We start from the raw sequence: 23,032 nt of genomic DNA on the forward strand, positions 1-23,032 counted from the left end.
GCGACGCCGTGCGTGCGCGAACCTGGTACGGAGAATTTCGTGAACTCGTCCTGATGTGTGCGGTTCACAATATCAAGCAGTCGCTGAACCCGTGAAATCAAGCTACGTCTGGCGATTCACCACGGCCGAACAGGCTTGAGGAATACATTCGTCGTGAAGAGATTGAGTCTATCACGCTTACGCCGGCCCGGAGAGTTGATTACTAAGGCCCTGTTGGACCGGACAATCTCTGTCAAAAAGGCCACAGGGTCGAACAGAGACGATGTCTATCGAGCGCGTATTTGGGTGTGTTTATCGAGCGCCAGCGATGGATACCAAAGGTGAAGTCAAAGACGCTCGAGGACGCCCGGGGAGGTATAGACACGCTTCGGGAGTACATCCACGAACTCGGAGCGGAGACGCGTCAAATCCAGCCAGCAGACCCACACGAAGAGTAATCCTTTTGGCTGTTGCACAAAATTATGCAACTATAGGATGTACGACGTATGTGGCGAGAAGGAACTCAAGGTCATCCTCGCGATTGACCCGGGCGATTCCATCTCGGGCGTCGCGCGGAAGATCGACGAGAACCGGGAGACGATTCGGCGCGTCGTGAACCGTATCGAGGAGGCAGGATACGTCACGTACAATGATGGGCTCCAGCTCGTCGACCAGACGATTCGAGACGCCGGTCTCGAGTTCCTGACGGCATCAGCAAATATCTCGCCCCCGTCAATTTCAGAAGCGTACGTCCTCCCCCAGTTCGCGGGGATGGACTACGCGTTCACCGCCATCGATGCGGTCTACATCTGGACCCGCGGTGGCTACCAGGTCGCTCGTGACCCAGAGGACTATCCGCTGTTCATCGCCGTCCACGAGTCCGACCTCAACGCCTGGACAGAGTTCTTCGATCAGTTTGGACTCCCGACTGCTGAGGAACGCCAGCCCGCCGACGACCTCGAGGGGACCATCCAGGTCGTTCTGGAGCCACGGTCACAGATCGATACCGAGATGGTCGACGGACGGCCTGTCATTCCGCTCCAAGAAACCGTGGCGTTCGCAAACGAGTACTATGCGACCTTCGAGTCAGCACTCGACATGCTCGGCCGGATGTACGACGACGTCGACACTGACGCGACCTACCGGATGGAGCCAGCCTGAACATGAGTCAAGAAGACCGAAGCGAGGCGCTCATTGAAGTGCTCGAAGAACTAGAGCAGTCAGATATCGGGTTCGTCCTCGTTGGAGGCTACGCGATCAGTCAGTTCGAGACGCGGTTCTCGACCGACCTAGACATCGTCATCGCACCGGACGACTACGACGAAGTCGTTACCTTTCTCGAAGCGCGGGGCTTCGAACGACAGGCCGATCTCGAAGTTCCCCCAGAAGAAACCATATATAATCGTGAGATCGAACTCTTCAAGCGCACCGAAGGGCTGCCTCACCCGGTCGGCGTAGACATCCTTGTGAACGGCCTCGGCTGCCGGCAGACCGAAGCAGAGTGGTCGTTCGACTATCTGCGCACGCATAGTTCCCCGACGACGATTTCAGGCGGGACTCGGTCGACGACGGCACGAGCAGCTGACGGGGAGATACTCGTTGCCGCCAAACTCCATAGTGGCCGGAAAACAGATCTCGCTGATGTCCTCGCTGCACTTCCGTCGATCGACCTCGAAATGGTCAAGATGCATCTGCATCGCGGCGATGCTGATGCCCTTCGGGAACAACTCAGTGAGGCACACGCGTTCATTAAAGAAGGCGGGCTCGATCACCGGTTCAAGAGTATGTTCGGCCAATCATCGGCCTCGGCCGAGGATATCGAGACACTCCTCGAGTTCCTCAAGCGACAACAGGAGTGAGAGAGGCTCACTGCGACAACAACGACAGTAACTGTGAGTACCCGTCGCCGAAGTTGAGCTAGACAGGAGTGAGCTGGTGCTGTTTGTCGGCGCCTTGAGAGCACGGAGGCGAACACCAGTGGATGACTCGTCAGGTCAATCTGTAGAATCGGGTGGTCTTACATCAAACCAGCGTCTCGAAGCGCCGAATCATCGATTGATAGAGGCTGGTATCGCGACGATTCTAGATATGGAGACACTCCAGGAGTGCGTTGCTTACGAGAACGCGCACCAGAATCGGACGCAGATTCTGCGACGACTCAAGTGGAAGGCTAATGAGTTGCGTGCAAATGAAGAGTAGGGCCCACTCTTAACCAACAATATGCGAGTTAGTTCATATATTGTTGGTTAACAGTATGTCGTTCCACGTTTTTCGCGCCCCCAGAGACGGCGAGGGCTTCATTGAGGGTCCTCGTCCAAAGGAGACTTCCTGTGAGTCAACAACAGAGTGCTGACAACGTCTCAATCGACGACATCCCGGTTGATATTGACAACACGCAATCAGAGGACATCGATCCCGCTGATGTCCCCGACAAAATCGAGTCCATCACCCGTGGGCTTGCCGGCGAGCACCCGCCAACGAATCCGCTGGTCATTCTCAAAGCGGCTCGCTGGTGGTATATCCACGGCAAGGGCGGCACGGATCCTGCCTTCCAGTGGGCCATCGAGTGGGCACGTCACCTTGCGACCGACACGCCCAGCGATGTCGAGCGGTTCGACGAGTTCCTCAAGTACCTTGTCACAGTCAGCTTCGCTGACGAACCCCACGAACTCCGGTAACCGAGAGCTCGGTTTTTGTCCGCCCCTAAGGGTGCGGCGCGTCCTGAACTGACGCAGTCGCCGTGAACTCGATTTGGTGAAATCCATGGCTACGACCAGTGACCCGTCGGTCTCCTTCAATCAGACCAACACGCGATCCGACGAGATGAACAGTACCATCGAACAGTGGATCGACGACCTCGTCGCCGGCATCGACGATGCGCAGGACAGCGACGAGTTCCAGGAATGGCTCGACGTTCAGAGTCGTTTCCACGATTATTCGTATCGAAACACGCTCCTCATCAAGCGCCAGTGTCCCGAGGCAACCCGTGTCGCTGGGTATCGGACCTGGCAGGAAGAGTTCGATCGTCACGTCCAGGGAGGTGAGTCGGCTATCTGGATCTGGGCGCCGATCATTACGAAGCAGTGCCCGGACTGCGAGAACTCGCCGAGCTACCACGAGGACAGCGACTGTGACTACGACGAGACGCCGCCCGAAAAGTGGTCGAAAGGCCTCGTCGGGTTCAAGCCCACCCCAGTATTCGACATATCTCAGACCGAGGGTGAGCTGCTCCCCGACCTCGATACGGAAGCAACTGGTGACACCGGCGACCTCGTCGCCCAGCTGACTGAGACCGCTGACGAACTCGGTGTGACGGTTCAGATAGTGCCCGAAAAAGAGTGGACGCACGGGGAGGCGAAGGGAATCTGTGAGCAATTGAGTTTTTTTGACGTGCAGCCGCTTGTCGAAGTCCGTGACCGGGAGAACGATGCCGATCTCGCACGAACGATGATTCACGAATACGCTCACGCTCTCCTTCATTTCGACATCGACGACGACACCGAACGGTCGAAACGTGAAGTTGAGGCCGAGGCCGTCGCATACGTCGTCAGCCGGTACTGCGGGCTCGACACCACTGGGTCGGCGTTCTACCTAGCCGCGTGGGAGTTGGATGATCCCGAGGTCGTTCGCGAGCGGCTCGGACGGATTGGTCGAACGGAAGAAGAACTCATTGACGTTCTCAAGGGCGAATCTTCGTCCTAACTCAGTTAACCAACGTGGTGATGGATTCCTTCCGCTCTGTTGGTTAAGTCATTCTGCGCCTGCAGAGGGGCGGAGGCGAATTCTGACCTCCGTCAAATGATGACTGACCGCTATCTCATGACGGTCCTCGAGGAAACCGAGCACGTCACAGAGAAGTACGACCAAGTGGCTCGCCCAACGGATAAGCAAGCGCACGAGTATCTTCGATATGCCGTTCTCCGGGTGCTCGAAGGAGAGCCAGAACACCTACCGTCAGACTGTACGCCGATCGACGGCGTGACTGTCGGCTACGGGAGCGACGGCGCGATGTTCGACAGCTGGGGCTCCAGCGAAGACTGGTGGGAGACCGTTCCGCCGCAAGAAGCGTGTACCCGCTTCCAAGTGTTCTTCCCGAACGACCAGCAGACCGTACCACCCGTCATCGTCGGCGTAATGGCTTCACTCGGTGCCTGGCGGGTCCGGACTGGTAGCGCGGATACACGAGGCTCCTACGCCAATTGCGAGCGTTGCGAGTCCACTACCTGTGCCATTCGGTTAAGGAGATGCTCCACGAGCGACTCAGTTGCCCTGCGGAAGCCGTCGCCCCGGACGGTGGCCGAACCAGCGACGTCCGCGACCGGCTAGTCGTCGACGATGAGCCACACCCACAGGACGATCCCGAGTCATCGAAATAGTCGATACACTGTCAGTATACCCCAGGTGTCGAGTGAAATCCAAACCACCGACCACCCCTGGTGTCGAGTGAATTTAGTTGGGACTCGTCACCCCAGCTGTCGAATGAAATCGAGTGTTTATGCGGTGTAAGAGCAGTAGATTGCACGTCTACGAACAAGAGCACCCCGAGTGTCGAGTGAAATCGAAGCGCTTGACAAATCACAGGAAGGGACCGGGTGTCGAATGAACCACCTCCCACCCCGGGTGTCGAGTGAAATCTTGGCTCTCAGTTCTTCTCGAGTTCTGAAAATCGGCTATCGTTATGGATCACAGCCTGAACGACGGCCGGATCCTCTAGGAGATAGTAATAGTTCGTCACGCCGCTACTGTAGCCACGCCCGACTCGCTCTACTTGCCCAAGGATATCGAGGAATACCTGTTCATCCAGTTTGTCACTCATTCGGCGCTGAGAAAGTGTTTCTATCCCGAGAGCGCTATCTGAGGTGATATTCTGATACATTTCGTAGATTTCTCGAGTCGCGAATTCTTCTCGCTCACTGTGTTGTTCCGCAAGCACAGAGAGCGCATAGACAGACGCTTTGATCTGCGTTGGCTGCCCTTCCAGAAGTTGCGAAAAGCGGTCGATATTCGCTTTCTCTCGAGCATTCCGGACATGGTCCTCAGTAACCTCGTCAGCACCCTCATCCTTTGCGAGCTCACCAGCATTCCGAAGAATATCTAATGCTTTCCGTGCATCCCCGTGTTCTTGTGCAGCGAACGCAGCACTTAGCGGGATAACGTCATCCGAGATGACACCGTCTTTGAAGGCATCATCTCGGTTATACATGATCTCACGGAGTTGATTCGCATCGTACGGAGGGAATATGAATTCACGGTCCTGCAGGCTACTGAGAATCCGCTCGTCAAGCGATTCTTTGAACGAGATTTTGTTACTGATCGCAATGATACCGACTTTACACGAGTCCAACTTCCCTGCTTCTCCAGCCCGAGAGAGTTGCATGAGAATCTCGTTGTTCTGGAGCTTGTCGATCTCGTCGAGGATGATGATTGCGACGTCGTAGAGTTGGTCAAGAATCGACCAAAACCGCTCGTAATAGACGTCAGTTGAAAGCCCCGTGACTGGAATACTAACGCCGGTTTTCTCCGGTTCGTTCAACGCTCGAGCCAAATTGATCACGACGCGAGTCTCAGTTTTCGTCTGGGTACAGTCGATATACGCCCGCCCCATTTTCGTTCCGTTCTCGAGTGCATAGTTCTGCGCGCTTCGTGTGACGTGTTTTGCAACAAGGGATTTGCCCGTACCCGTCTTCCCGTAGATGAGTGTGTTTCGAGGCGATTGTCCCTTTATCGCTGGATGAATACTTGAGGCAACGTTTTCGATTTCGCTATCTCGACCAATAATACGCTCCTCAGTTGGGACAAGATCGATATCAAGAAGCTCCTTGCGATCAAATATCGGATCTTCCGACCCCCAGAAATCGTTCAGTGATCCACTCTCGGGATCTCCGTTGTCCATAAACATCAAAAATAGACCAGTTCATATAAAGACAGGTGGTTGGTCCACACCACGAGTCGTATGTAAACCCCACTAATATCGCGGGGTAGCGGTTCTATTGCACATCTCTTGAAAACGGGGCACCCCAGCTGTCGAGTGAAATCAAACTGAATAGGATTAGCCAACCGGGAAAGAATCGAACCCAGACACCCCGGGTGTCGAGTGAAATCTTCCAGTAACTAAAAGAGTGAGAGAGGTGGCCCACACCCCGGGTGTCGAGTGTAAAGTGCTGAATTCGTGCGCTACAGATGTTATATCCCCCCTCAGAGATCCTGGAAATAGAACTAAGTAGTGACAGTCAGAAGATGGATCTTTGCTTTTTCTTTGGCTGTGAACCCACTGCGGATACTGTTTATATCTATCACATATAAATCTTTGTTCAATCTAGTCCCGTTTCTATCTGATGAATGTTCTTTCGAAACCTCCTCTCTATTATGATCCCTCTCTTTAGGATCCCTCTCCCTCAGTTTTGACCATCTACACTCGACACCTGGGGTGTGGGGGATCGAAGATCGTCCCGCTCGAGGGCCCCACGGATAGCCTTGACGAACATCGACGTCGTCGCACGCACTTACCACTGCTTTCGTCTTATTGCAGTCATGGTAATCAGCTGAACATTCGATCGCGTCGTTCTGGTCTTTGACAGAGTTGAGAATGTCTATGGCTCGACACAGCGACGAATCCCTACGACCCAAACTAATGCCTACAGACGACACGTTTAGAACCGCTGTTCGGGCTCAGGATCGCTGTACCTCGTAGTCTGCCGCCAGCTCCTGGGATTCGTCCCACTTCGGGAGCGGTCATCGTCCGTTTCAAGGAGGCCTCCGACAGTACGGGAGAGATAGCTCTCGTTGTTGTCAAGCTTCGTCGCGAGCTCGGAGATCGTGCCGCCGCGTTCGACGGTAGCGAGGACCTCAAGTTTGATGCGCCGGAGCACAGTGTAACATAACAGGAAACTGGTTTATAATGGGGTTTCGAGTAGTGTTACAGACAGCGGATAGGGAACCGATATCACCATCTTAACCAACAAAGCTATGGTCGGCGTTCTATGTTGGTTAATACGAGAGTAGCCGATGTCCTACGAACCCCCGACCCCACCGGCGAACCTCCCGACGGAGATCGTCACTACGCTCAACGAGTCCACTCCGGAGTGCCTCCGTGACGTTGCCACGTATGCCGAGGAGCTAGCCGAACACAAGGAACGTAAGGCCTGTCTTGAGGAGGGGGGAGACCAAGACGAGATGGAGGAACGACCAGAGGACCTACCAGACGATGTCCTCTCAAAAGCAACGATCACGATCAAGGAAATCAACGACAACCGCTACTACTACTGGCAGTGGAGAGAGGGCGACAAGATCCAGTCTCAATACAAGGGGCCAGTAAATCCCGACGAATAGGAGGAGAAACTGGAGACATTACAGTTTCACCACACCGTGTGCGAAATGACTCCTCAAGGTCCTTCCGTTCGTAGTTCATTGAAAACGGCCAGCCAATCTGTTGCTAGATTTGCTGAGGGATTAGCTCAGTTACGTTGACGCCGCCGGCGATGGGTGCCGGCGCACACGCGTCAGCGGTGATCGATGTCGACACGAAGTCAACTCCGATTCATCCAACGAGCGAGTCCGCAGACGAACAGTCCGAAACCGACCGCATCGCACAAATCTACCGACACTCGGACGGCTATCCCGACAGCGTCCTCCGTGACCTTGACCAGCTGAAGCAACTGCTCGACGAGACACGAACAGAGCGCGGGCATGCGTACGCAGCCGGCCAGTTCATGTTCCTCGACACGCTCTCGACGATGACCCTCTACGTGGACGAAGGGCGTGACCGAAGCATCGACGCTGACCAACCCTCGGATCTCCTCGAGCCGGACAATATGGTGCATCTTGACCAGCCACTGTTCCTGCTGGGACACGGCGTCGAGAATCCGGCCGACGGCATCCATGGCGACGAGGAGTACCTCTACGTCGTCGAGCTTCCGACACTGAACCCGTTCGAGGAGCCCGCCGAGTGGACGGTCAAGGTGAGTGATCACTCCGCGTTCCTCCGATGGGATGGCCCGACCGAGGAAGCCTTCGAGCGGGCTAGCTGGCAGTTCCACGGCCCGCTTGAGCACGCGCTCGAAGAGATGGTCGCTGAGCCGGCGTGAACACTTAGCCCGCTCAGATGATGCCGCCGATGACGAGTAGTCCGACGACAAGCAGCAGCGTCGCGACAACGCTTCCCCCGGCCAGGCACTTGTTCTCCATCGCCTTCTCGTGAAGCGGCATCGCGGCGTACTCCTCGCGGAACACCTCGAGATTCACCTCGTCGTAGAAGTACTTCGTCTTCAGCGCGAACCGTTCCGTCACCGCACAGCCCGTACAGATCGGCTCGCCTTCCAGCCGCTCCGTTTTGATATGGCTGGAGCAGGCGATTGCCCCGCAGTTCGGACAGTAGGTGTGCGTCTCGTCGGTGCCGATCGTGTCACAGTGGACACACTGATGGATGCCGTCCTCGGCGGTCACTCGTGACGGGCCTGCCGCGTAGTACTCGTAGGGATTGGTGTACTCCTGGATGTCGGATCTTAAGATACGGCTTGGGAATAGAGGCGACGCTCTCTGGTGAATCGATGGAGGCGAATTTATTTAAATTAGTGTCATTAGGTTAGCGATATATGAGTGAGAATGCGAAATCGGTGAAAGAAGAGATCCTGGATCGATTTGAGCGGAGAATAGAAGAGAACGAGGACATTCCCCGGGACGTTGTGGCGCTTCTGAAGGCTGATGGGGAAACTGATTCTTTACCCGAAGACGATGAGGTACGGGAAGTTATCGAGCAGGTTGTTTCTGCGGATATTGAGGTGAGCGAGAATGCGGATTGACGAGTTATCCCTGGAGAACTTTCGCGGATTCAGGGCGCCGCAGAAATTTGAGTTCGGTGGCGAACACGCACTCATTACTGGTGGGAATGGGGCAGGGAAGTCCTCAACACTTGAAGCAATCGAGTTTATCCTGAATGGTGAAATTGACCGGCTGCATGGACCTCAAACAGGAGGCATCTCCGCAAAACAGCATCTCCCAAACCGGTATGCTTCCCCTAGCGATGTCTACGCCCGCGCCAAATTCCGATCTGGAGACAGGACGAACGTCACTGCCTCACGGAGATTCACCGACCGTGAACCTGACATCACCCCTGAATCGCCACCCGCTGAGTTCGATGACGTCCAGCGGCTTGTCGATAGCGGCCTCCACAAATTGACTCGCTCGGATATGGTCGACTTAGTGGTTTCAACACCTACAGACCGCGGCTCCTTAATAGACAATCTTCTCGACCTGGAAGAAATAGACGGACGTCGGATGCAACTACGTCGTCTCCGAAATCATCACTATTCGAGCGAGATAAAGCGACTCAACAAGGAAATCGACGAACAGCAGGCAACTTTACGAGACACGCTTGGAATCTCCGATATTGAGGATTCCAAAATACGTGCAGCAGTGAATGAAGCGAGGGCAACGCTTGGTGGGTGCCCGCTTGATTCACTTGGAGACTGGGAGTCACTTGACACCCGACGAGACCTCCAGGGACCTGACGCTCAGGAAATTTCCGCCTTTCAGCGAGAAGACGTTAAGGACCGCCTCCAGCGGCAAGCGGAGTGGTTCGAGGAAGCTGAAGCGGACCTACTGGAGGATCTAGATACGCTGGAATCTCTTCGACAGGAGGTCGCAGCCCAAGAGGCACAAGTTGAGACGGATGTGTTGTCTGTGTTGGAACGCGGCCAGAGTGTAATCGATGATAGCACGGAGAGCTGTCCGCTTTGCGGGACAACTTGGGACGCCCAGGAGCTGAATACTGTTGTCGAACAGAGAAAACAACAGTTTGAAGAAATCGCGAACAAGCGTGAGAAACTTCAATCAGTGAGCGAAAGCGTATTAGACGCCATTCAATCATATATTAGCTTGTCTGGATCCGTACTTGATGTGCTAGGGGATGAGATAGAGTCGCAACGAGGTGAGACGCTACGCTCGTATCTGGATGGTCTTCAGGAGATACAGACGGCGGTCAAAGCAGTCAGCCGAGAGGACGCCAAATCCCAAGAGGTGCTTGACTTACGGGAGTTGGCTGAGCGATTGCCGTCGACGGATGCTGGGAGAGTTGCCACCCAGCTCCAAGCAAAAGTAGAAGACCAACCAGCAAAGTCACAGGTAGAACGTGCGTGGGAGATGCTTTCTGTCACCGAGTCGGCGCTCAGTCGGATTGCGGAGCTGGAAAGAAGCCTCGCGGTGAACAAGCGAGCTAAGGAGATCTGTACGGCTGCGCGTGATGAATTAGTGCAGGCGCGAACAGAGGTGTTGGAGGACCGGTATGCAAGCGTGGAGGCAACGTTCAAGGAGTATTATGAATCTATCAATCCTGATGAGGGAGATATCAACGTCGAATTGGAACAGACCAATGCTGGTGTGAAGTTCCGTGTCGGATTCTATGATGACGGCGTGCATCCGCCGCACGCAATGCATAGTGAGGGACATCAGGACCTCATGGGAATCTGTCTTTTCCTGGCGTTGTCTAAAGAATTAAGCGAGCATCAAGACCGGTTTGTCCTGCTTGATGACGTCGTAATGTCCATCGACGAGGACCATCGTGAGGAGATAGCGGAGTTATTCCAGGGGCCGATTAGTGATGAGTTCCAGTTCATCATCACCACACATGATGAGGTCTGGAAGCATCAACTTCAGCGGTTGGATGTAATTCCGACTGGGAACCAGTACGAACTGGACTGGGATCAACAGAACGGAACAGTTGTGAGGAACTGACTCTAAGCTCCCCTCAATCCGAGTCTGAGTGGATAGAATGGCAACAAATAACACGGATATTACGGCAGATGATCCCTCAGACCAGCTATTGGTTTCTCTAGCATGTCTTCGGCTTAATCACCGGAATGCAGTCCGGGGCGTTACCAGATTTCAAGCCCTCATTTTTCTTGCCCAACAGGGCGGCTTGCCACCAGATCCGATTGACCAGGCGATTGACGAGACATTTCACTTTGAGTCGCACAAACGCGGCCCATATTCATCGGAGCTGACGGAGGTCTTAGATAACGCGGTCCCTGAATATGTAAGCCGCTCAGCTGTCGAAGGCACGGAAACTGCAAGCGTCGATCTCGAAATCACCGACGAAGGAATTCGTCTCCTGAACGCGAACAATACGGTGCTACCAGTCAATTCGGTTCGGACTCTGAAACTGACAAAATCCCTGTACAACAGTATGCCGGTCGCTGAATTATTGGATAAAATCTCAGCTGCCTATCCAGAGTATTCAGGTACACAATGACTGATAGGGTGGCACAGCTCAGCTTGGAGAAGCCAAGCCGGACGGAGACGAGCCCATCATGATAGCGGGTGTAGTCGGGCAAGCTGGCGGGTTCTCATTTTCGCCGGGAACCAGCTTGATTGCCCTGTTTATTCCGCTGCTGTTGATTGTCCCCGGGCTTGTCGCAGTTCGAACAGGGCTGTGGACCGCACGCCGGGAGAACCCGTTCACGCAGCTTGAAACACTCGTTGTGAGTGCACTTGTGAGTCTTGCCTCGTTGCTCCTCATCTATATCGGATTCTCGGTATGGCTCTGGAAGCCCGCTGTCTTAGATAATCTGCAAGGTCATTCCTTGCCGTGGTATATCGCTGGATACTGCATCCATATCGTTGTCGCCGCAGCTATCGGTATCGCGGTTGGTTCCTTCGCTTATAATTACCTGTTAGATAACGAAGCGCGGAGCCGATATGACCCGTGGCAGTATGTGTTTCGACAGCTCACGAACTCCGCAACCATCGAAGTACGGACTGCATCCGGGCTTTGGATACGCGGCCATTTGACGAAGGCAGAAGCGTCAACTGGAACTCGTGATCTCCTCCTCACGTCAGCTACAGTTCTGGGCCATAAGCCAGAAGACACCCAACAGGAACGACCAGGGGATACGGCACAACTCGGTGAGGAGACGGCGTCAACGGGTTCCGCGTTGACCAAGGTTAATGAACGCGATGACCAGTCCGCGCCAGCTGAAGATGCGGATAGCGAGGGAATTGACTGGGAGGACATCGATAACTCCCTAGATGAGGAATTCAAGACAGACGAAGAAGTAAAGAATGCATTAGAGGATGATAGTGCGGGATACCTACAACTGGATGGGTCGGCTATCGAGGCAGTACGAGTACCAGACGGTCCAGCAGTCAATACAGATGAAGTATACGAAGAGCTGAGTGATGCCGATCGAGTTCACAAACGTGCAGCACTTCTCGGCGAAGAGTTCGGCTATTTCATCATCGAAGATCTCCTCCAAAACTTCCTTACAGGGTTAAATCGGGGTGCATCACGCTGGGCTGTTACGGGTTTCTTGTGGATTGCAATGTTGGCTGTTACGTTCGGCTCGGTTGGAATCCTTGAGAGCGACAGCGTACCGGGTATGCACCGGCCGGCGCTCGCCTGGATTGGATTGTTAACCAGCATTAGCATGACCGAACTCCTCCGGCATTATCGGGGTACGCCGATGCGATGGCGGAACCTTCCGGTCAACGTCGGAGCGTTAACTCCCTTCATCGCTAGTGCGGCGGTAGTCGAATGGTGGGTTGTTGGCGAATGGGCGGTCGTAGTCGACATTGCGATAATCGTCATCGGCCTCCTGGGCGGAGTTACTGTCGGCACGGTTCTCCATCATCTCCGTGATGAATATACCGCAACAGCAGCACTAGCCGCCACTGCAGTGATTATAATTCTGTTAGCGTTTGTCTCAGTGCATGCTTTCAGCCTCAGTATCACTCCTGTTTTCGGCCAGACCCTCGTTTTGGTCGGCGTAGCGAGCTTGTTTGGGCTGTTCTGTGAGCGGATCCGAGTCGGAAAAGCAGGCGCCTATGAGGACTGGGCGACCGTGTTGGCTGATATCATTGCGACCGCGCTTGGGGTTGTTGCAGCCGGCTTAGGTATCTGGAGTATGGGTGTCGCAACGTCCACCGGGCAAACAGGATACCTTACGGCAGTGGTGTTGGGATTCCTCGCCATCTTAGCTAGCGGAGTGGCCCTACACGGCGTCGACGAAACCGCTTAATTACCCGAATGCGATCTGGTGATTCCCGCATCAGGCGGTACGTATCCGCCGAGAGTGGACAGCCTTAACCTGCAACCTGCTTCTAAGGCTGTAATCTCTCTCGTCCTCGGACTACAAAATAACCCGCATAATCTCGGTCTCCGGGCTTCGAATTTCTCGCTACCGTTACTCATACGGCGTAGTATCTTCGTCTCTAACTCGCTATTGACGCGCTCCAACGACCACGACCGCCGATTGATTCCTGGAGCCACTCAAAGTAGCTCACCGCCACCCCGCCAGCGTTCGCCACAATGTCCCGGGCCACCGGAATTTCACGTTAGGCGAAAATCTCGCTCGCCGCCGGGGTCGGACTATTCGTAACCTCGACAATTAGGTCGGCTACGCTGGCAAGACCGGCAAACTCCGCTAGCTGACGGCCCGTTTTTGTTCGCCCCTGAGAGGTGCGGCGCGTCCTACACGGATGCAGTCGCGATGCCCAGATGACGACGACTCTTGACTCGTCGGTGTCCTTCGCGGAGACCAACACGCGATTCGACGAGATGAACAGCACTATCGAACAGTGGATCGACGACCTTGTCGCCGGCGTCGACGACGCGCAGGCCAGCGAGGAGTTCCAGGAGTGGCTCGACGTCCAGAGTCACTTCCACGACTACTCCTACCGGAACACGCTCCTCATCAAGCGGCAGTGTCCCGAGGCTAGCCGGATTGCGGGCTACCGGACGTGGCAGGAGGAGTTCGACCGCCACGTCAAGGAGGGCGAGTCGGCCATCTGGATCTGGGCGCTGATCGACGGCTTGACCGTCGGTTATGGGAGCGACGAGGCGATGTTCGATAGCTGGGGCTCCAGCGAAGACTGGTGGGAGACCGTCCCGCCGCAGGAAGCGTGTACCCGCTTCCGGGTGTTCTTCCCAGACAACCACCAGACGGTTCCCCGTGACATCGTCGACGTGATGGCCGCGCTCGGTGCCTGGCGCGTCTAGACCGGGAGCTCAGCGGCGTGCGGCTCCTATGACCATCGCGAGCACCGCGAGGTCCACTACCTGTGGCCGGAAGGCCATCCGGTGGAGGAGGTTCTCCACGAGCGGCTCAGTGGCCCTGCGGAAGCCGTCGCGCCGGGCGGAGGCCGAACGGGCGACGTTCGCGACCGGCTGGTCGTCGACGAGAACGAACAGTCACGGGACGATCTCGAGCCCCGCACGAAGCGTGCCGTCGCCGAAGCGATGGATGTCTCGCTCCTCTCGAAAGGTGGCCGCTACGAGGTGCAGTCTGCATCCGGCAACAGGTACGGAAGTCGACGTCATCGAAGAGTCGTGTTCCTGTCCCGACTGGCAGCAACGCTCTCCAGAAGGTGGCTGCAAACACCTACGCCGCGTCGATCACGAGATCAAACGGGGCCGCGTGCCCCGACCAGACGGCCGTCTTCCCTCCCCGTAGTCGTGACCGGACTACTCCACGGGACGGACCGTGTCGCCATCCCAACGGACCCGGTCGAACGTTGAGAGATACGCGATCCGATCGTGAACCTCGTCGGTATCCAGCTCCAGTTCGGTGGCCAGTTCGCCGACGGTCATCGGCTCGTCGAGTGCCTGGAGGACTTCGAGCCCCCGGTAGTACCTGTCCGTCAGCTCTTGGACGCGGTCCTCGATCGGCGTGATCACCCCGTACCGCTCCTCGAGTTCGACCAGAGCCTCGTTCGCGAAGGTTGCAAACTGGTCGTCGCCGAGCCGATCGATCTGGGCTTCGAGTTCATCTCGGACGACATCGTAATCGAGGCCGGCCTGCACGAGCATATTCATGTCCTCGATGTCGTCGTCGCGGCCTGCGATCAGTTTGAACAGGAAGATATCCTCGTTGCTGACCAGCCGGACCGTCAGTTGATCCGTGTCGAAGAAGGGCTCGCTGCGCTCTTGCATGCCGTCGGTGAGCACGAGCTTGTTCACGACCTGCTGGTTGAAGATGTCGAGGCGACACCCATCGTCGTTCTCGACGTAGCTCGTCGCGCCCAGCGCCCGGTAATCTGGATCCAGCGACTGGACCTCCGCATACCCGAGGTCCATCAGGACGGCCCACAGCTGACCGTACGCGTCGCCATCCGGGACGACCAGGTCAATGTCTTTCGTCGCCCCCTTGAGGTCGCGCAGCGACATCGCGCCACCACCGATCAGGTAGACCGTGAGCGGCTCGGTCAATCTCTCTGCGATTCGCTAGAACTCGTCCTCGATATATTCGCGTCCAAATGTTGGTCTCATTGGGGGAGGTCCACCTCGTAGCCAGCCGCCAGCTCCTGGAACTCGGACCACTCGGGGAAACGGTGATCCTCGATCTCGCCGTGGGTCTCGAGGTAGCGGAGCAAGGCGTCGATTTCGTCTTCAAGGTCATACTTCACCGCCTGCTCTCGGAGATCCTCCTCGTCGACATCGACGTGGCTGAGCAGGAGGAGACAGTACGAGCGGTGGCGGCTTCCGTCGTCGATCAAGAGGGTGTGACAGCAGAGCTCCGCCGGCGAGACTGCGTCGAGTTCCTCGGAGTAGAAGTAGTATCGGTGGCCGGTGAGCAGGAACTGGAGGTCGAAGGCCGCGAACCGAGCGAGGCCGGTTTCGTGGAATTCCCCCGCGTCGATCTCCGTCTCGGCCTGGGCAAGGAATTCGTCGTAGTCCTCCCAGAGAATCGTGCCCTTCGGGGCGACGGCTTCGAGGCGTTGGCGATGCAGATGGTGTGCGAGTTCACGTGCGAACTCGTGGAGGCGGTCGAAGTCGGCGTTGAACTCGTAGTGGCCGTCGTCCGTCCCGACGAGACCACGGTCGCGAAACCGCTTGAGGATTCGGTTGACCGTGTTGCGGTAGTTGTCGCTCCAGTCGGCGATCTCGGAGACGGTTCGCGGCTGATCGAGGTAGTACAGCACCTCGAGTGCCTTCCCAGTCAGCAGCTCGGGGAAGTCGATATGGGAGTGCTGGCGGACGAGATCTTGGTAGACTTCGACGGCTCGAGCATCTGAAGGGACAACCCGCTTTCGGCGGCCGTCGCGTTCCGTGTAGACGAGCCCTTTCTCGACGAGGTTAGCGACGGCACGAGAGAGGTAGCTCTTACTGTGGTCGAGTTTCGTCGCCAGCTCGGAGATCGTGTCACCACGGTCGACCGTGGCGAAGACCTCGAGTTCGATGCGGCGGAGCACGGTGTAACATAGTACGAAACTTGCATATAAAGAAGTTTCGAGTAGTGTTACAGTCAGCAGTCATAAGAACCGCTCAAGTCGTCTTAACCAACAAAACTATGGATTAGCGGGTTGTGTTGGTTAACACGAGAGTAGCCGATGTCCTATGAACCCCCGACCTCACCGGCGAACCTCCCGACGGAGATCGTTAACACGCTCAACGAGTCGGAACCGGAACAGCTCCGAGACGTTGCTACGTACGCCGAAGCGCTAGCCGAGCACAAGGAACGTGAGGCCCGTCTCGAGGAGGCAGCAGACCAGGACGAGGTGGAGGAGCAACCGGGCGACCTCCCGGACGATGTTCCCTCAAAAGCGACTATCACGATCAAGGAGATCAACGACAATCGCTACTACTACTGGCAGTGGCGGGACGGGGACAAAGTCCGCTCTCAGTACAAAAGCCCGGTCAATCCGGACGAATAGAACTCGGGAAGAGACGACACCCACCCCACGTTTCCGTTATAATTGGTTGGTGGGGTAATACTGAGATTAAGGAGACCACACCTCCCGCGTTTCTGTCGTTTCTCTACGACATCCCCATCATTGATGGCACTAACAACGATAAAATCGTAGGACACACCCCCCGTTTTCGAGCTGTAAATGGGAGAGGGCGAAAAGAAAGCACATCACATCCAATAACACGTCGAATTTCTTAGCTCCCACCCCCCGTTTTCGAGTAGTAACGAGAAACTCCGACGAATGACACCCCCCATTTTCGAGTTGTAACACATCTCCTATAGCCCAAACACCCCCCGTTTTCGAGTAGTAAGTATACGGAGCTGAGATTAGTCCTTGTTTCGGAACTGCTTCAGCCGTTCGCGTACAACCGCGCTGATAGTCGCATCTTCATGAGCTAGGTCTCCGAACCGTGAATCCTCACGGATCGTCTCCATAATCGTTTCCGGATCCTCAGAGAGGGAGAAATACATATGTACACCTCTCCCTCGACCCTTGCCTCGGCGCTCGAAGTCTAACACTCCGTACGTGCTCTGCTCAGTGACGTGGTTTACGAAAGTCTCGCGACTGTACTGATCCGCATCCATCGTATCTGCAATGAATTGGTACGTCTTGAACGCAGGTCCAGCGGGTATCCACTCAGGATATTCTCTTGCATAATGGGCAGTGGCCGACACAGCGTAGATCGAGAGTTTCTTTTGAGTCGAGATTCCGCTGATATGGCGGAGTTTGCGATTTTCAGTGTATTTCTCTTGAGCCTCACGAACATCAGTCTCGGTGACCGTGTCAGCACCACGCCGTTCCGCCAATTCGCCAGCCCACCTGAGGAGATCAATCGCTTTCCGCGCATCCCCGTGCGTTTGGGACCCAAACGCAGCAACAAGTGGAATGACATCATCCGCAAGTGATTCCGGTTTGAAAGCGTCCCGCCGGTTTTTAAGAATACTACGGAGCTGCGTCGCGTCGTAATCGTCGAAGAAGATATCGTCAGGATTGTAGGAACTCTGTGCGCGGCTGTTGAGATTCTTCATGAAATCGGCATAGTTCGTGATGGTCGTAAGTGAAATCGGACCATCAAAGTCAGCGAGTTTTCGAGCCCGAGAAAGCTGGTAGATGAGAGAATTGTATTCTGCCTCCTGGTACGGTCCCTCGAGAGTATCGATCTCATCGAGGATGAAGATGACACCGTCGTAATGCTCACGCATTAGTTCGTACAGTCGCTCGAGCTTTTGATCCGTTGAGACCCCGGTTTGGGGAACACCAGGATCAACACCGAGGTCGTCGGCAGCAGCTTTAACTAACCGATAGACAGCACGGTCTGCTGTCTTCGGCCCCTCGCAGTTGATAGAGAGGACTCCAAAGGTCTTACCTTGTGACTCACACAGCTCGACGATCTGTTTACAGACTGCATGAATGATGAGCGACTTCCCAGTTCCAGAGGGCCCACTCAAGAGCATATCAGGGATACCTTGATTCTGGAGCACCGGTTTGAGATTATCGACGACACGACCCAGTTGGTCATCACGACCGACAATACGATCCTCGTCAATGATAGTATCTGATCGAACGAGATCTTTGCTCGCGAAGACTCCGCCGGACGACTCAGTTTGTAGCCGATCGCGGATTGAGATGCCACCATCGTCGCCGTTTGCTGCCTCTTGAGATGAATCGGTAGGTTCCGATTCATTCTCGAATGTCGTTTGTGACGTATCGGGAGACTCTACATCCATCGACTCGGAATTTTCAGGATTAGTAGAGGAGGATTCATGATCTTTCTCACCTGCCGGATGACCCGATCCTGTTCTTCGTCCCTCTCGTACCATTATGAAACCCCTCGAACTCTGGGTATAAAAATATGGACCCTTGTGGAGTTGTAACCAGCCGAAAACTGGCTATTTAACGGCTACATCCGTGTATTCTCGAAGTGAGATAGATACCGTCTTCGGAATCTATTACCCACCATTATCGAGTTGTAACAGGTTGCCGGGAATCTCTATCGTCGAACTCGATGACCCAGACCCCCCGTTTTCGAGTTGTAAGTAACAGTGAGTCGCACTGAGTATAGAAGCAAATCTGTATCGTCTGAATTTTGTGAAGGATGCTTAAGGTGAAACGGTGTATCCCACACCCCCCATTTTCGAGTAGTAAGCGCCAGAATTGTTGCGAAAGGATAACGCTCGTAGAAGCAGTTCACGAATGAGAGTAATACCGGTTTACAAATACGATGGTAGGTGAGGTTTGTGTGATGTACTCAAACATTCTACCCCCCCCCTTTTTCGAGTTGTAAGTCGTCAGGTGCAGACCACTCCAGATGCCATGAAGTAAGAATAGAGTTCACAAAATAGGATAGAGGCGATGAAACCTGATGATTCTCGGGATCGGAATCATATGTGGGATGAGAAGATTCTCTATACCTAAATATTTCAATCTTCTAGCTCAGTTAGAAGATTTGTTTCTTTTGTCTCTACTACGGGTGTAGTTTGATGACGTACAACATAAACTTTCGCATTCCTAGTTATGGTTTAGAGAAGTAGATGTTCAGGTTTTCTATTGCGTATCTCTGCTATAATCGACTGTTATACAGTCCCTCTTCCTGTTCACTTCTTCCCATCGTCACGAGTTTACAACTCGAAAAAGGGGGGAGGGGGTTCGTCAAGCCCAGTCCGTGATATCGACTATACGTGTTCCATTGAGCTCGCGTCAGATGTCGTTCTAATTTCAGTCAAAGGGAAACAGTATCTCGACAGCTCGGACCAGCTGCGTCTCGTAGTACGATGCATCATAGGTGTTGATCTCTACATGGGCGAGGGCGATGCGGTCCCGTGAGGATTTCTTGTCGACGATGGCGTATTCGATATCCTGTCCGGGATGGACAGCAAGGTCCTAGTCGCGAGTCGGTTTGAGTGCCGCCACGTTCTCTCGGTGTCAGCGGATCTCCTGCTTCGTTCTCGGACTTCTGGGACGCTCTGCAGGCTCCGCCCCGCGAGTAGCACTTCGTAACTAGCCTACCTCACGATTATGTGAACGTTGGATAGCTCCGTCCGTCCTGCTGGACGTAGGCCTCCTCGACGATGTCGTCGATCTCCGTCTTGGTGAAGACGTCCCGCATTGCGGTCTGCTGGAACAGCCGGCGAACTTGGCTGAACCGATAGTCGGCGTAGAAGCTCAGGTCGAAGATCAGGGCGCGGGCTGCGTCCTCACGCGTCTCGTACGAGCGCGTCGACGACTCCCAGTCACCCTTCACGATCGGCATGATCCGGGTGCTGTTCGTAGCCGTCTGGAGCATTGTCCAGATCTGGTTGTCACTGAGTGGTTGTTCGAACCGGGGCGTCGGCTCGTTCGTCTGTGCATCGGTCGTGTCCGTCGAGCGGATGTTGCGTTTCGACCTCATAGTCGGCGGCCGCGCGCCCGTCGCAATCTCGCGACGGGCGCGCTCCACTTTCGGTGAGGCGCGCCCCCGCGCCGGCCCGCCTCGCGATGGCCGAATCACCCAGGGAAATTCAACGATGGAGACACATGTCTCGATTCAATGGTGGAAGTTCAGGCATCGTTCAGAAAGGGATAGGTCACAGTGAGTCGTGTGAGGACCAGTTCCGATGGGATAGAGAGGGAAGGTCAGGAAACCTGAGGTAGGACGTATAGAACTCTATACGGAGTGGCTCAGTTTAGCGAAGGGAAGTCAGCTTAGTCCAGACATAGAGAGGGTCGGATCCAGGGTTAGAGATACGGATTCGGATGGTATGTGATTGATGCGAGGCGGGCCGTCGCGAGCTGCTTCTGATTTCGCAGAAATCAACCGATAGCGCATTGGTGGGGGAGATAATACTTTCGCCCACTACTCGAGTTCAGGCAGGCGCACGTGGGCGGTATGCGGAGCGTCAGCCAGGTCGTTGGCAGCCCACGTGTATGGCTGGGAGTCACCACGAGAGACATACCCTTCCGCCCGGAGTCGTTTCAGCCAATCCCGGGTTTGTTTCTCGCCGATTGAGACATCCTCCCGATTCGTGATCTCGGTGGCTGTCCCCGGTCCCTCGTCCAGAAGCGCGCGAATTACACCACGTTGCCCCTCGGAACGCTCTTGGATCGTGAGAGTCTCTGGCCCGACCGTGACCATCTCGGCTAACCACTCAGGGAGTACCCCTGTGTGGATGTAGACCGTCGCAGCCGTCGTTCGGCCGAACCGGAGGACAGCTTGGGCAATCTTGTGTTCGCGATAGTGCCGGAGAAACGGCCGTTCAGGAATCCCGTAGTCGAGGTCTGTTCCCTTCCCCTCGTCACCTCTCACCGCCGTGTAGCCTTCCAGTGCGGCCGTAATCTGAAGCGGACGGTCTCCCGGGTGGGGGGAACCGAGTACGACCCCCACCTCCGTCCCTGTGAAGTCGTTGCTACTCCGGAGCGCACCGTAGTGTTTGATGTCTGCAATTCGGTCAGTCACTCGTTCGATGTCGATAAACGGCTCACTGGGTGGCTCTTCGAAGAGGCGCTCAGCTGCACTCTTGGTCGTGATGACGCCTGGTGTTGTATAGTGACGATTTGCGACAGCCTCGATCACCCCAAAGTCGCCCCGGCGATTGACGTATTCACCACTGCTGTATGGCTTGACGTGCGAAGTCGTCTGTACGAACTCGTAGCCGATGACGTCGCGGAGATACCGGGCCCGGCAGTCGTCGCAGAGGATCCGTTGACTCTCGATATCGTCGACACCAAGCCGTCCACGCCAGAGCTCTTCGACCGGCGTTCCATCGAGCCCGACCACTGCGCGGACATCATCAAGAGCCGGTGGTCGTCGAATGACAACCCGTGATTCGGCATGATCGTAGACAACCTGTGACCCGTCTGGAAGCTCGACATAATCAAGTCCTGCTTCTTCCCGAAGCTGATCATCCCAGTCATACTCCGTCGGTGCGGTATCACCAATAATCGGTCCGCCGAGTTCGAGCATAGCGAGCACTGCAGTTGGGGCCTCGGCATGGCCGTCATCATCGTCGACTGCCTCCGTTGGGCGGGCAATAGAAGTGTTATCTGAGAGTTCCTCACGAATCCCATCTCGTATCGCCTCCATCCCCTCATTTGTTGCAGCTCCAATTAACCCGAAGTGGTTGTCTATCGGCAAGTCGTCGTTCTTGCTGAGAAAGGTTGAAATCGCTGTTGAGAGTTGATTCGCGTCAAATTCTGTTCGATAGGCGGTTCCTGGGTCTTCGTCGAAGATGACGACGCGGTCGTCTACAACGCGCTCAAGGGCGGCGTGGGCTGACCCGCCGACGATGATGTCCGCTCCTTCGACTGTGTCCCAGTGCGCGAGGTACGGACAATCACCGTCCTGCATACAGGGCAGCACATCTTGCAGATAGTAGTGAAGATACGTCGGTGAGGCTCCCCGCAACCGATAGTCGTTGATTCGCTCGGCCCAATCGGATCCGTACTCTCCTCGGCGGGTTGGACAGTCCCGGTCGAGCGTTGGAACTTCAACTACCGTTTTCTGATGCTCGGCAGCGAGGTCGAGGTGTTGGTCCCGCGTCTCGTATCGGTGCGTGAGGATTGCGGCCGGGACATCTAGGTCGAACGCGATCTCTTTTGCGTGTCGCGTTTTCCCGATCGTCGGAAGTCCGTCAATAATTACTGGTGAGGACTGGTCGTCATCGTCGAGTTGAGTCTTGATTGCATCACGGATCCCAGATCGGCACGCATCCCAGACGATCGCCTGAGTAAATTCGCCTTTTTGAGAAGCTGCGTGGGCGCCCCGACAGCAGTCTTCGAGATCAGTACCAGTCATCTATCTAATTATGAAGCAGTGTCAAGTTAACCGTCCCGATTGATTGATTGCTCGACAACGTAGTAATCCTTCGAGGTGTGGGACAGGTTTGTCTATCCCACGAGCATGAAGCTCGAAAGACGAGAGATACTACCCACCCGTTCACGATTGAACGGACAGCTGCCGCTATCGTTTGCGACTGGCTGTTCGAAGAGCATGACCACGGTTATCCCAAATCACCTATCAGCAAATTGTTCTACCACCTCGAGCCGCTTTTCGACGAGGGATTGAAGATAAGAGATACTCTGGAATCCAAGTTATTGGGGCTACTACTCAATCAGCGGTTGTGGCTACGATATCCACACAAAACTACTGAAACTGCTGCTTCTCCCTTCTCTGTGAGGCCCCAGTAGTTCCATCGCATCACGGTTTCCTGGGTTATGAACCCCTTTTCCTCAAGGTCAGCGAGATCAGCGTCGCCGATGGCGATTTGGTCGTCATCAGGCATCGCTGCGGGAGGAGATAGTCGTCCTCGATCCCGCTAGTGATCTCAAGATCATCGAACCCTTCCGGTTGGCCGAGGTACATCCGCGTGATTCGGTAGAGGGTGAGTTCTTCGTCGTA

At 55.2% G+C, this 23,032-nt stretch carries 19 protein-coding genes and 9 pseudogenes; 16 read left to right on the forward strand and 12 right to left on the reverse strand.

Features of this window, described 5'->3' with window-relative positions; genetic code table 11:
• The 8 genes and pseudogenes from ACJYUO_RS21360 to ACJYUO_RS21395 form a co-directional block, all read left to right on the forward strand.
• Positions 1–95 (forward strand): annotated as a pseudogene (locus ACJYUO_RS21360) (IS5/IS1182 family transposase); the annotation flags it as partial.
• 225 nt (positions 96–320) lie between these two features.
• Positions 321–437, forward strand: coding sequence for a DUF7389 domain-containing protein (locus tag ACJYUO_RS21365; RefSeq protein ID WP_494347334.1), 117 nt, complete (start codon positions 321–323; stop codon positions 435–437).
• A 37-nt stretch (positions 438–474) separates the two neighbouring features.
• Positions 475–1,140, forward strand: coding sequence for a helix-turn-helix domain-containing protein (locus ACJYUO_RS21370; protein ID WP_494347335.1), 666 nt, complete (start codon positions 475–477; stop codon positions 1,138–1,140).
• A 2-nt stretch (positions 1,141–1,142) separates the two neighbouring features.
• Positions 1,143–1,838, forward strand: coding sequence for a nucleotidyltransferase domain-containing protein (locus tag ACJYUO_RS21375; RefSeq protein ID WP_494347336.1), 696 nt, complete (start codon positions 1,143–1,145; stop codon positions 1,836–1,838).
• 118 nt (positions 1,839–1,956) lie between these two features.
• Complete coding sequence (locus ACJYUO_RS21380) at positions 1,957–2,178, forward strand: DUF8129 domain-containing protein (protein ID WP_494347337.1); 222 nt, start codon at positions 1,957–1,959, stop codon at positions 2,176–2,178.
• Positions 2,179–2,309: 131 nt separating this feature from the next.
• Positions 2,310–2,657, forward strand: a complete 348-nt coding sequence (locus ACJYUO_RS21385; protein WP_494347338.1) for a DUF8013 domain-containing protein — start codon at positions 2,310–2,312, stop codon at positions 2,655–2,657.
• An 85-nt stretch (positions 2,658–2,742) separates the two neighbouring features.
• Positions 2,743–3,681, forward strand: a complete 939-nt coding sequence (locus tag ACJYUO_RS21390; RefSeq protein ID WP_494347339.1) for a DUF955 domain-containing protein — start codon at positions 2,743–2,745, stop codon at positions 3,679–3,681.
• Between the two features lie 99 nt (positions 3,682–3,780).
• Positions 3,781–4,343: pseudogene (locus tag ACJYUO_RS21395) on the forward strand (hypothetical protein); the annotation flags it as partial.
• Between the two features lie 278 nt (positions 4,344–4,621).
• Here the strand turns inward: ACJYUO_RS21395 and ACJYUO_RS21400 are convergent.
• The 3 genes and pseudogenes from ACJYUO_RS21400 to ACJYUO_RS21410 form a co-directional block, all read right to left on the reverse strand.
• On the reverse strand, positions 4,622–5,872 hold the full coding sequence (locus tag ACJYUO_RS21400; RefSeq protein ID WP_494347340.1) for a Cdc6/Cdc18 family protein: 1,251 nt from the start codon (positions 5,870–5,872) through the stop codon (positions 4,622–4,624).
• Between the two features lie 547 nt (positions 5,873–6,419).
• Positions 6,420–6,573, reverse strand: a pseudogene (locus ACJYUO_RS21405) (DUF7692 domain-containing protein); the annotation flags it as partial.
• A gap of 80 nt (positions 6,574–6,653) precedes the next feature.
• Positions 6,654–6,848, reverse strand: a pseudogene (locus ACJYUO_RS21410) (transcriptional regulator TrmB); the annotation flags it as partial.
• A 136-nt stretch (positions 6,849–6,984) separates the two neighbouring features.
• On the opposite strand from ACJYUO_RS21410, the gene ACJYUO_RS21415 reads away from it, so the two are divergent.
• Entirely contained in the window at positions 6,985–7,308 is a 324-nt protein-coding gene (locus ACJYUO_RS21415) for a DUF6788 family protein (protein WP_494347341.1), read from the forward strand.
• 183 nt (positions 7,309–7,491) lie between these two features.
• Positions 7,492–8,063 (forward strand): annotated as a pseudogene (locus ACJYUO_RS21420) (hypothetical protein).
• 13 nt (positions 8,064–8,076) lie between these two features.
• Here the strand turns inward: ACJYUO_RS21420 and ACJYUO_RS21425 are convergent.
• Positions 8,077–8,478, reverse strand: a pseudogene (locus tag ACJYUO_RS21425) (restriction endonuclease); the annotation flags it as partial.
• A gap of 92 nt (positions 8,479–8,570) precedes the next feature.
• On the opposite strand from ACJYUO_RS21425, the gene ACJYUO_RS21430 reads away from it, so the two are divergent.
• From ACJYUO_RS21430 to ACJYUO_RS21445, 4 genes are read left to right on the forward strand one after another with little or no spacing between them, the layout of a single operon-like run.
• Positions 8,571–8,777, forward strand: a complete 207-nt coding sequence (locus tag ACJYUO_RS21430) for a hypothetical protein (RefSeq protein ID WP_494347342.1) — start codon at positions 8,571–8,573, stop codon at positions 8,775–8,777.
• Positions 8,767–10,707, forward strand: a complete 1,941-nt coding sequence (locus ACJYUO_RS21435; protein ID WP_494347343.1) for an AAA family ATPase — start codon at positions 8,767–8,769, stop codon at positions 10,705–10,707. Before ACJYUO_RS21430 ends, ACJYUO_RS21435 begins: the two co-directional genes overlap by 11 nt.
• Positions 10,708–10,744: 37 nt before the next feature.
• Positions 10,745–11,224, forward strand: coding sequence for a hypothetical protein (locus ACJYUO_RS21440; RefSeq protein WP_494347344.1), 480 nt, complete (start codon positions 10,745–10,747; stop codon positions 11,222–11,224).
• 58 nt (positions 11,225–11,282) lie between these two features.
• The gene (locus tag ACJYUO_RS21445; protein ID WP_494347345.1) at positions 11,283–12,989 is read left to right on the forward strand and encodes a hypothetical protein; all 1,707 of its coding nucleotides are present in this window, start codon (positions 11,283–11,285) and stop codon (positions 12,987–12,989) included.
• Positions 12,990–13,132: 143 nt separating this feature from the next.
• Here the strand turns inward: ACJYUO_RS21445 and ACJYUO_RS21450 are convergent.
• Positions 13,133–13,368, reverse strand: a pseudogene (locus tag ACJYUO_RS21450) (Glu/Leu/Phe/Val dehydrogenase); the annotation flags it as partial.
• A 100-nt stretch (positions 13,369–13,468) separates the two neighbouring features.
• Here ACJYUO_RS21450 and ACJYUO_RS21455 point away from each other — a divergent pair.
• Positions 13,469–14,423, forward strand: a pseudogene (locus tag ACJYUO_RS21455) (ArdC-like ssDNA-binding domain-containing protein).
• Between the two features lie 11 nt (positions 14,424–14,434).
• On the opposite strand, the gene ACJYUO_RS21460 reads toward ACJYUO_RS21455, so the two are convergent.
• Both ACJYUO_RS21460 and ACJYUO_RS21465 read right to left on the reverse strand, forming a co-directional pair.
• Positions 14,435–15,190, reverse strand: a complete 756-nt coding sequence (locus tag ACJYUO_RS21460; RefSeq protein ID WP_494347354.1) for a DUF6036 family nucleotidyltransferase — start codon at positions 15,188–15,190, stop codon at positions 14,435–14,437.
• Between the two features lie 44 nt (positions 15,191–15,234).
• Positions 15,235–16,161, reverse strand: coding sequence for a MarR family transcriptional regulator (locus ACJYUO_RS21465; RefSeq protein WP_494347346.1), 927 nt, complete (start codon positions 16,159–16,161; stop codon positions 15,235–15,237).
• A 138-nt stretch (positions 16,162–16,299) separates the two neighbouring features.
• Between ACJYUO_RS21465 and ACJYUO_RS21470 the strand changes: the two genes are divergently transcribed.
• Positions 16,300–16,623 (forward strand): DUF6788 family protein, encoded by a 324-nt coding sequence (locus ACJYUO_RS21470; RefSeq protein ID WP_494347347.1) that lies wholly within the window; start codon positions 16,300–16,302, stop codon positions 16,621–16,623.
• Positions 16,624–16,985: 362 nt separating this feature from the next.
• On the opposite strand, the gene ACJYUO_RS21475 is transcribed toward ACJYUO_RS21470, so the two are convergent.
• From ACJYUO_RS21475 to ACJYUO_RS21495, 5 genes and pseudogenes are all read right to left on the reverse strand, one after another.
• On the reverse strand, positions 16,986–18,386 hold the full coding sequence (locus tag ACJYUO_RS21475; RefSeq protein ID WP_494347355.1) for a Cdc6/Cdc18 family protein: 1,401 nt from the start codon (positions 18,384–18,386) through the stop codon (positions 16,986–16,988).
• Positions 18,387–19,395: 1,009 nt separating this feature from the next.
• Positions 19,396–19,575, reverse strand: a pseudogene (locus ACJYUO_RS21480) (hypothetical protein); the annotation flags it as partial.
• A gap of 97 nt (positions 19,576–19,672) precedes the next feature.
• A complete protein-coding gene (locus ACJYUO_RS21485) occupies positions 19,673–20,047 on the reverse strand; it encodes a hypothetical protein (protein ID WP_494347348.1) in 375 nt (124 codons plus the stop codon).
• A gap of 444 nt (positions 20,048–20,491) precedes the next feature.
• Positions 20,492–22,429: a hypothetical protein gene (locus ACJYUO_RS21490; protein ID WP_494347349.1), complete on the reverse strand. Its 1,938-nt coding sequence runs from the start codon at positions 22,427–22,429 to the stop codon at positions 20,492–20,494.
• A 316-nt stretch (positions 22,430–22,745) separates the two neighbouring features.
• Entirely contained in the window at positions 22,746–22,916 is a 171-nt protein-coding gene (locus ACJYUO_RS21495) for a hypothetical protein (RefSeq protein ID WP_494347350.1), read from the reverse strand.
• Positions 22,917–23,032 lie beyond the last annotated feature (116 nt).

The organism is Natrinema sp. CRL1 (assembly GCF_059162405.1).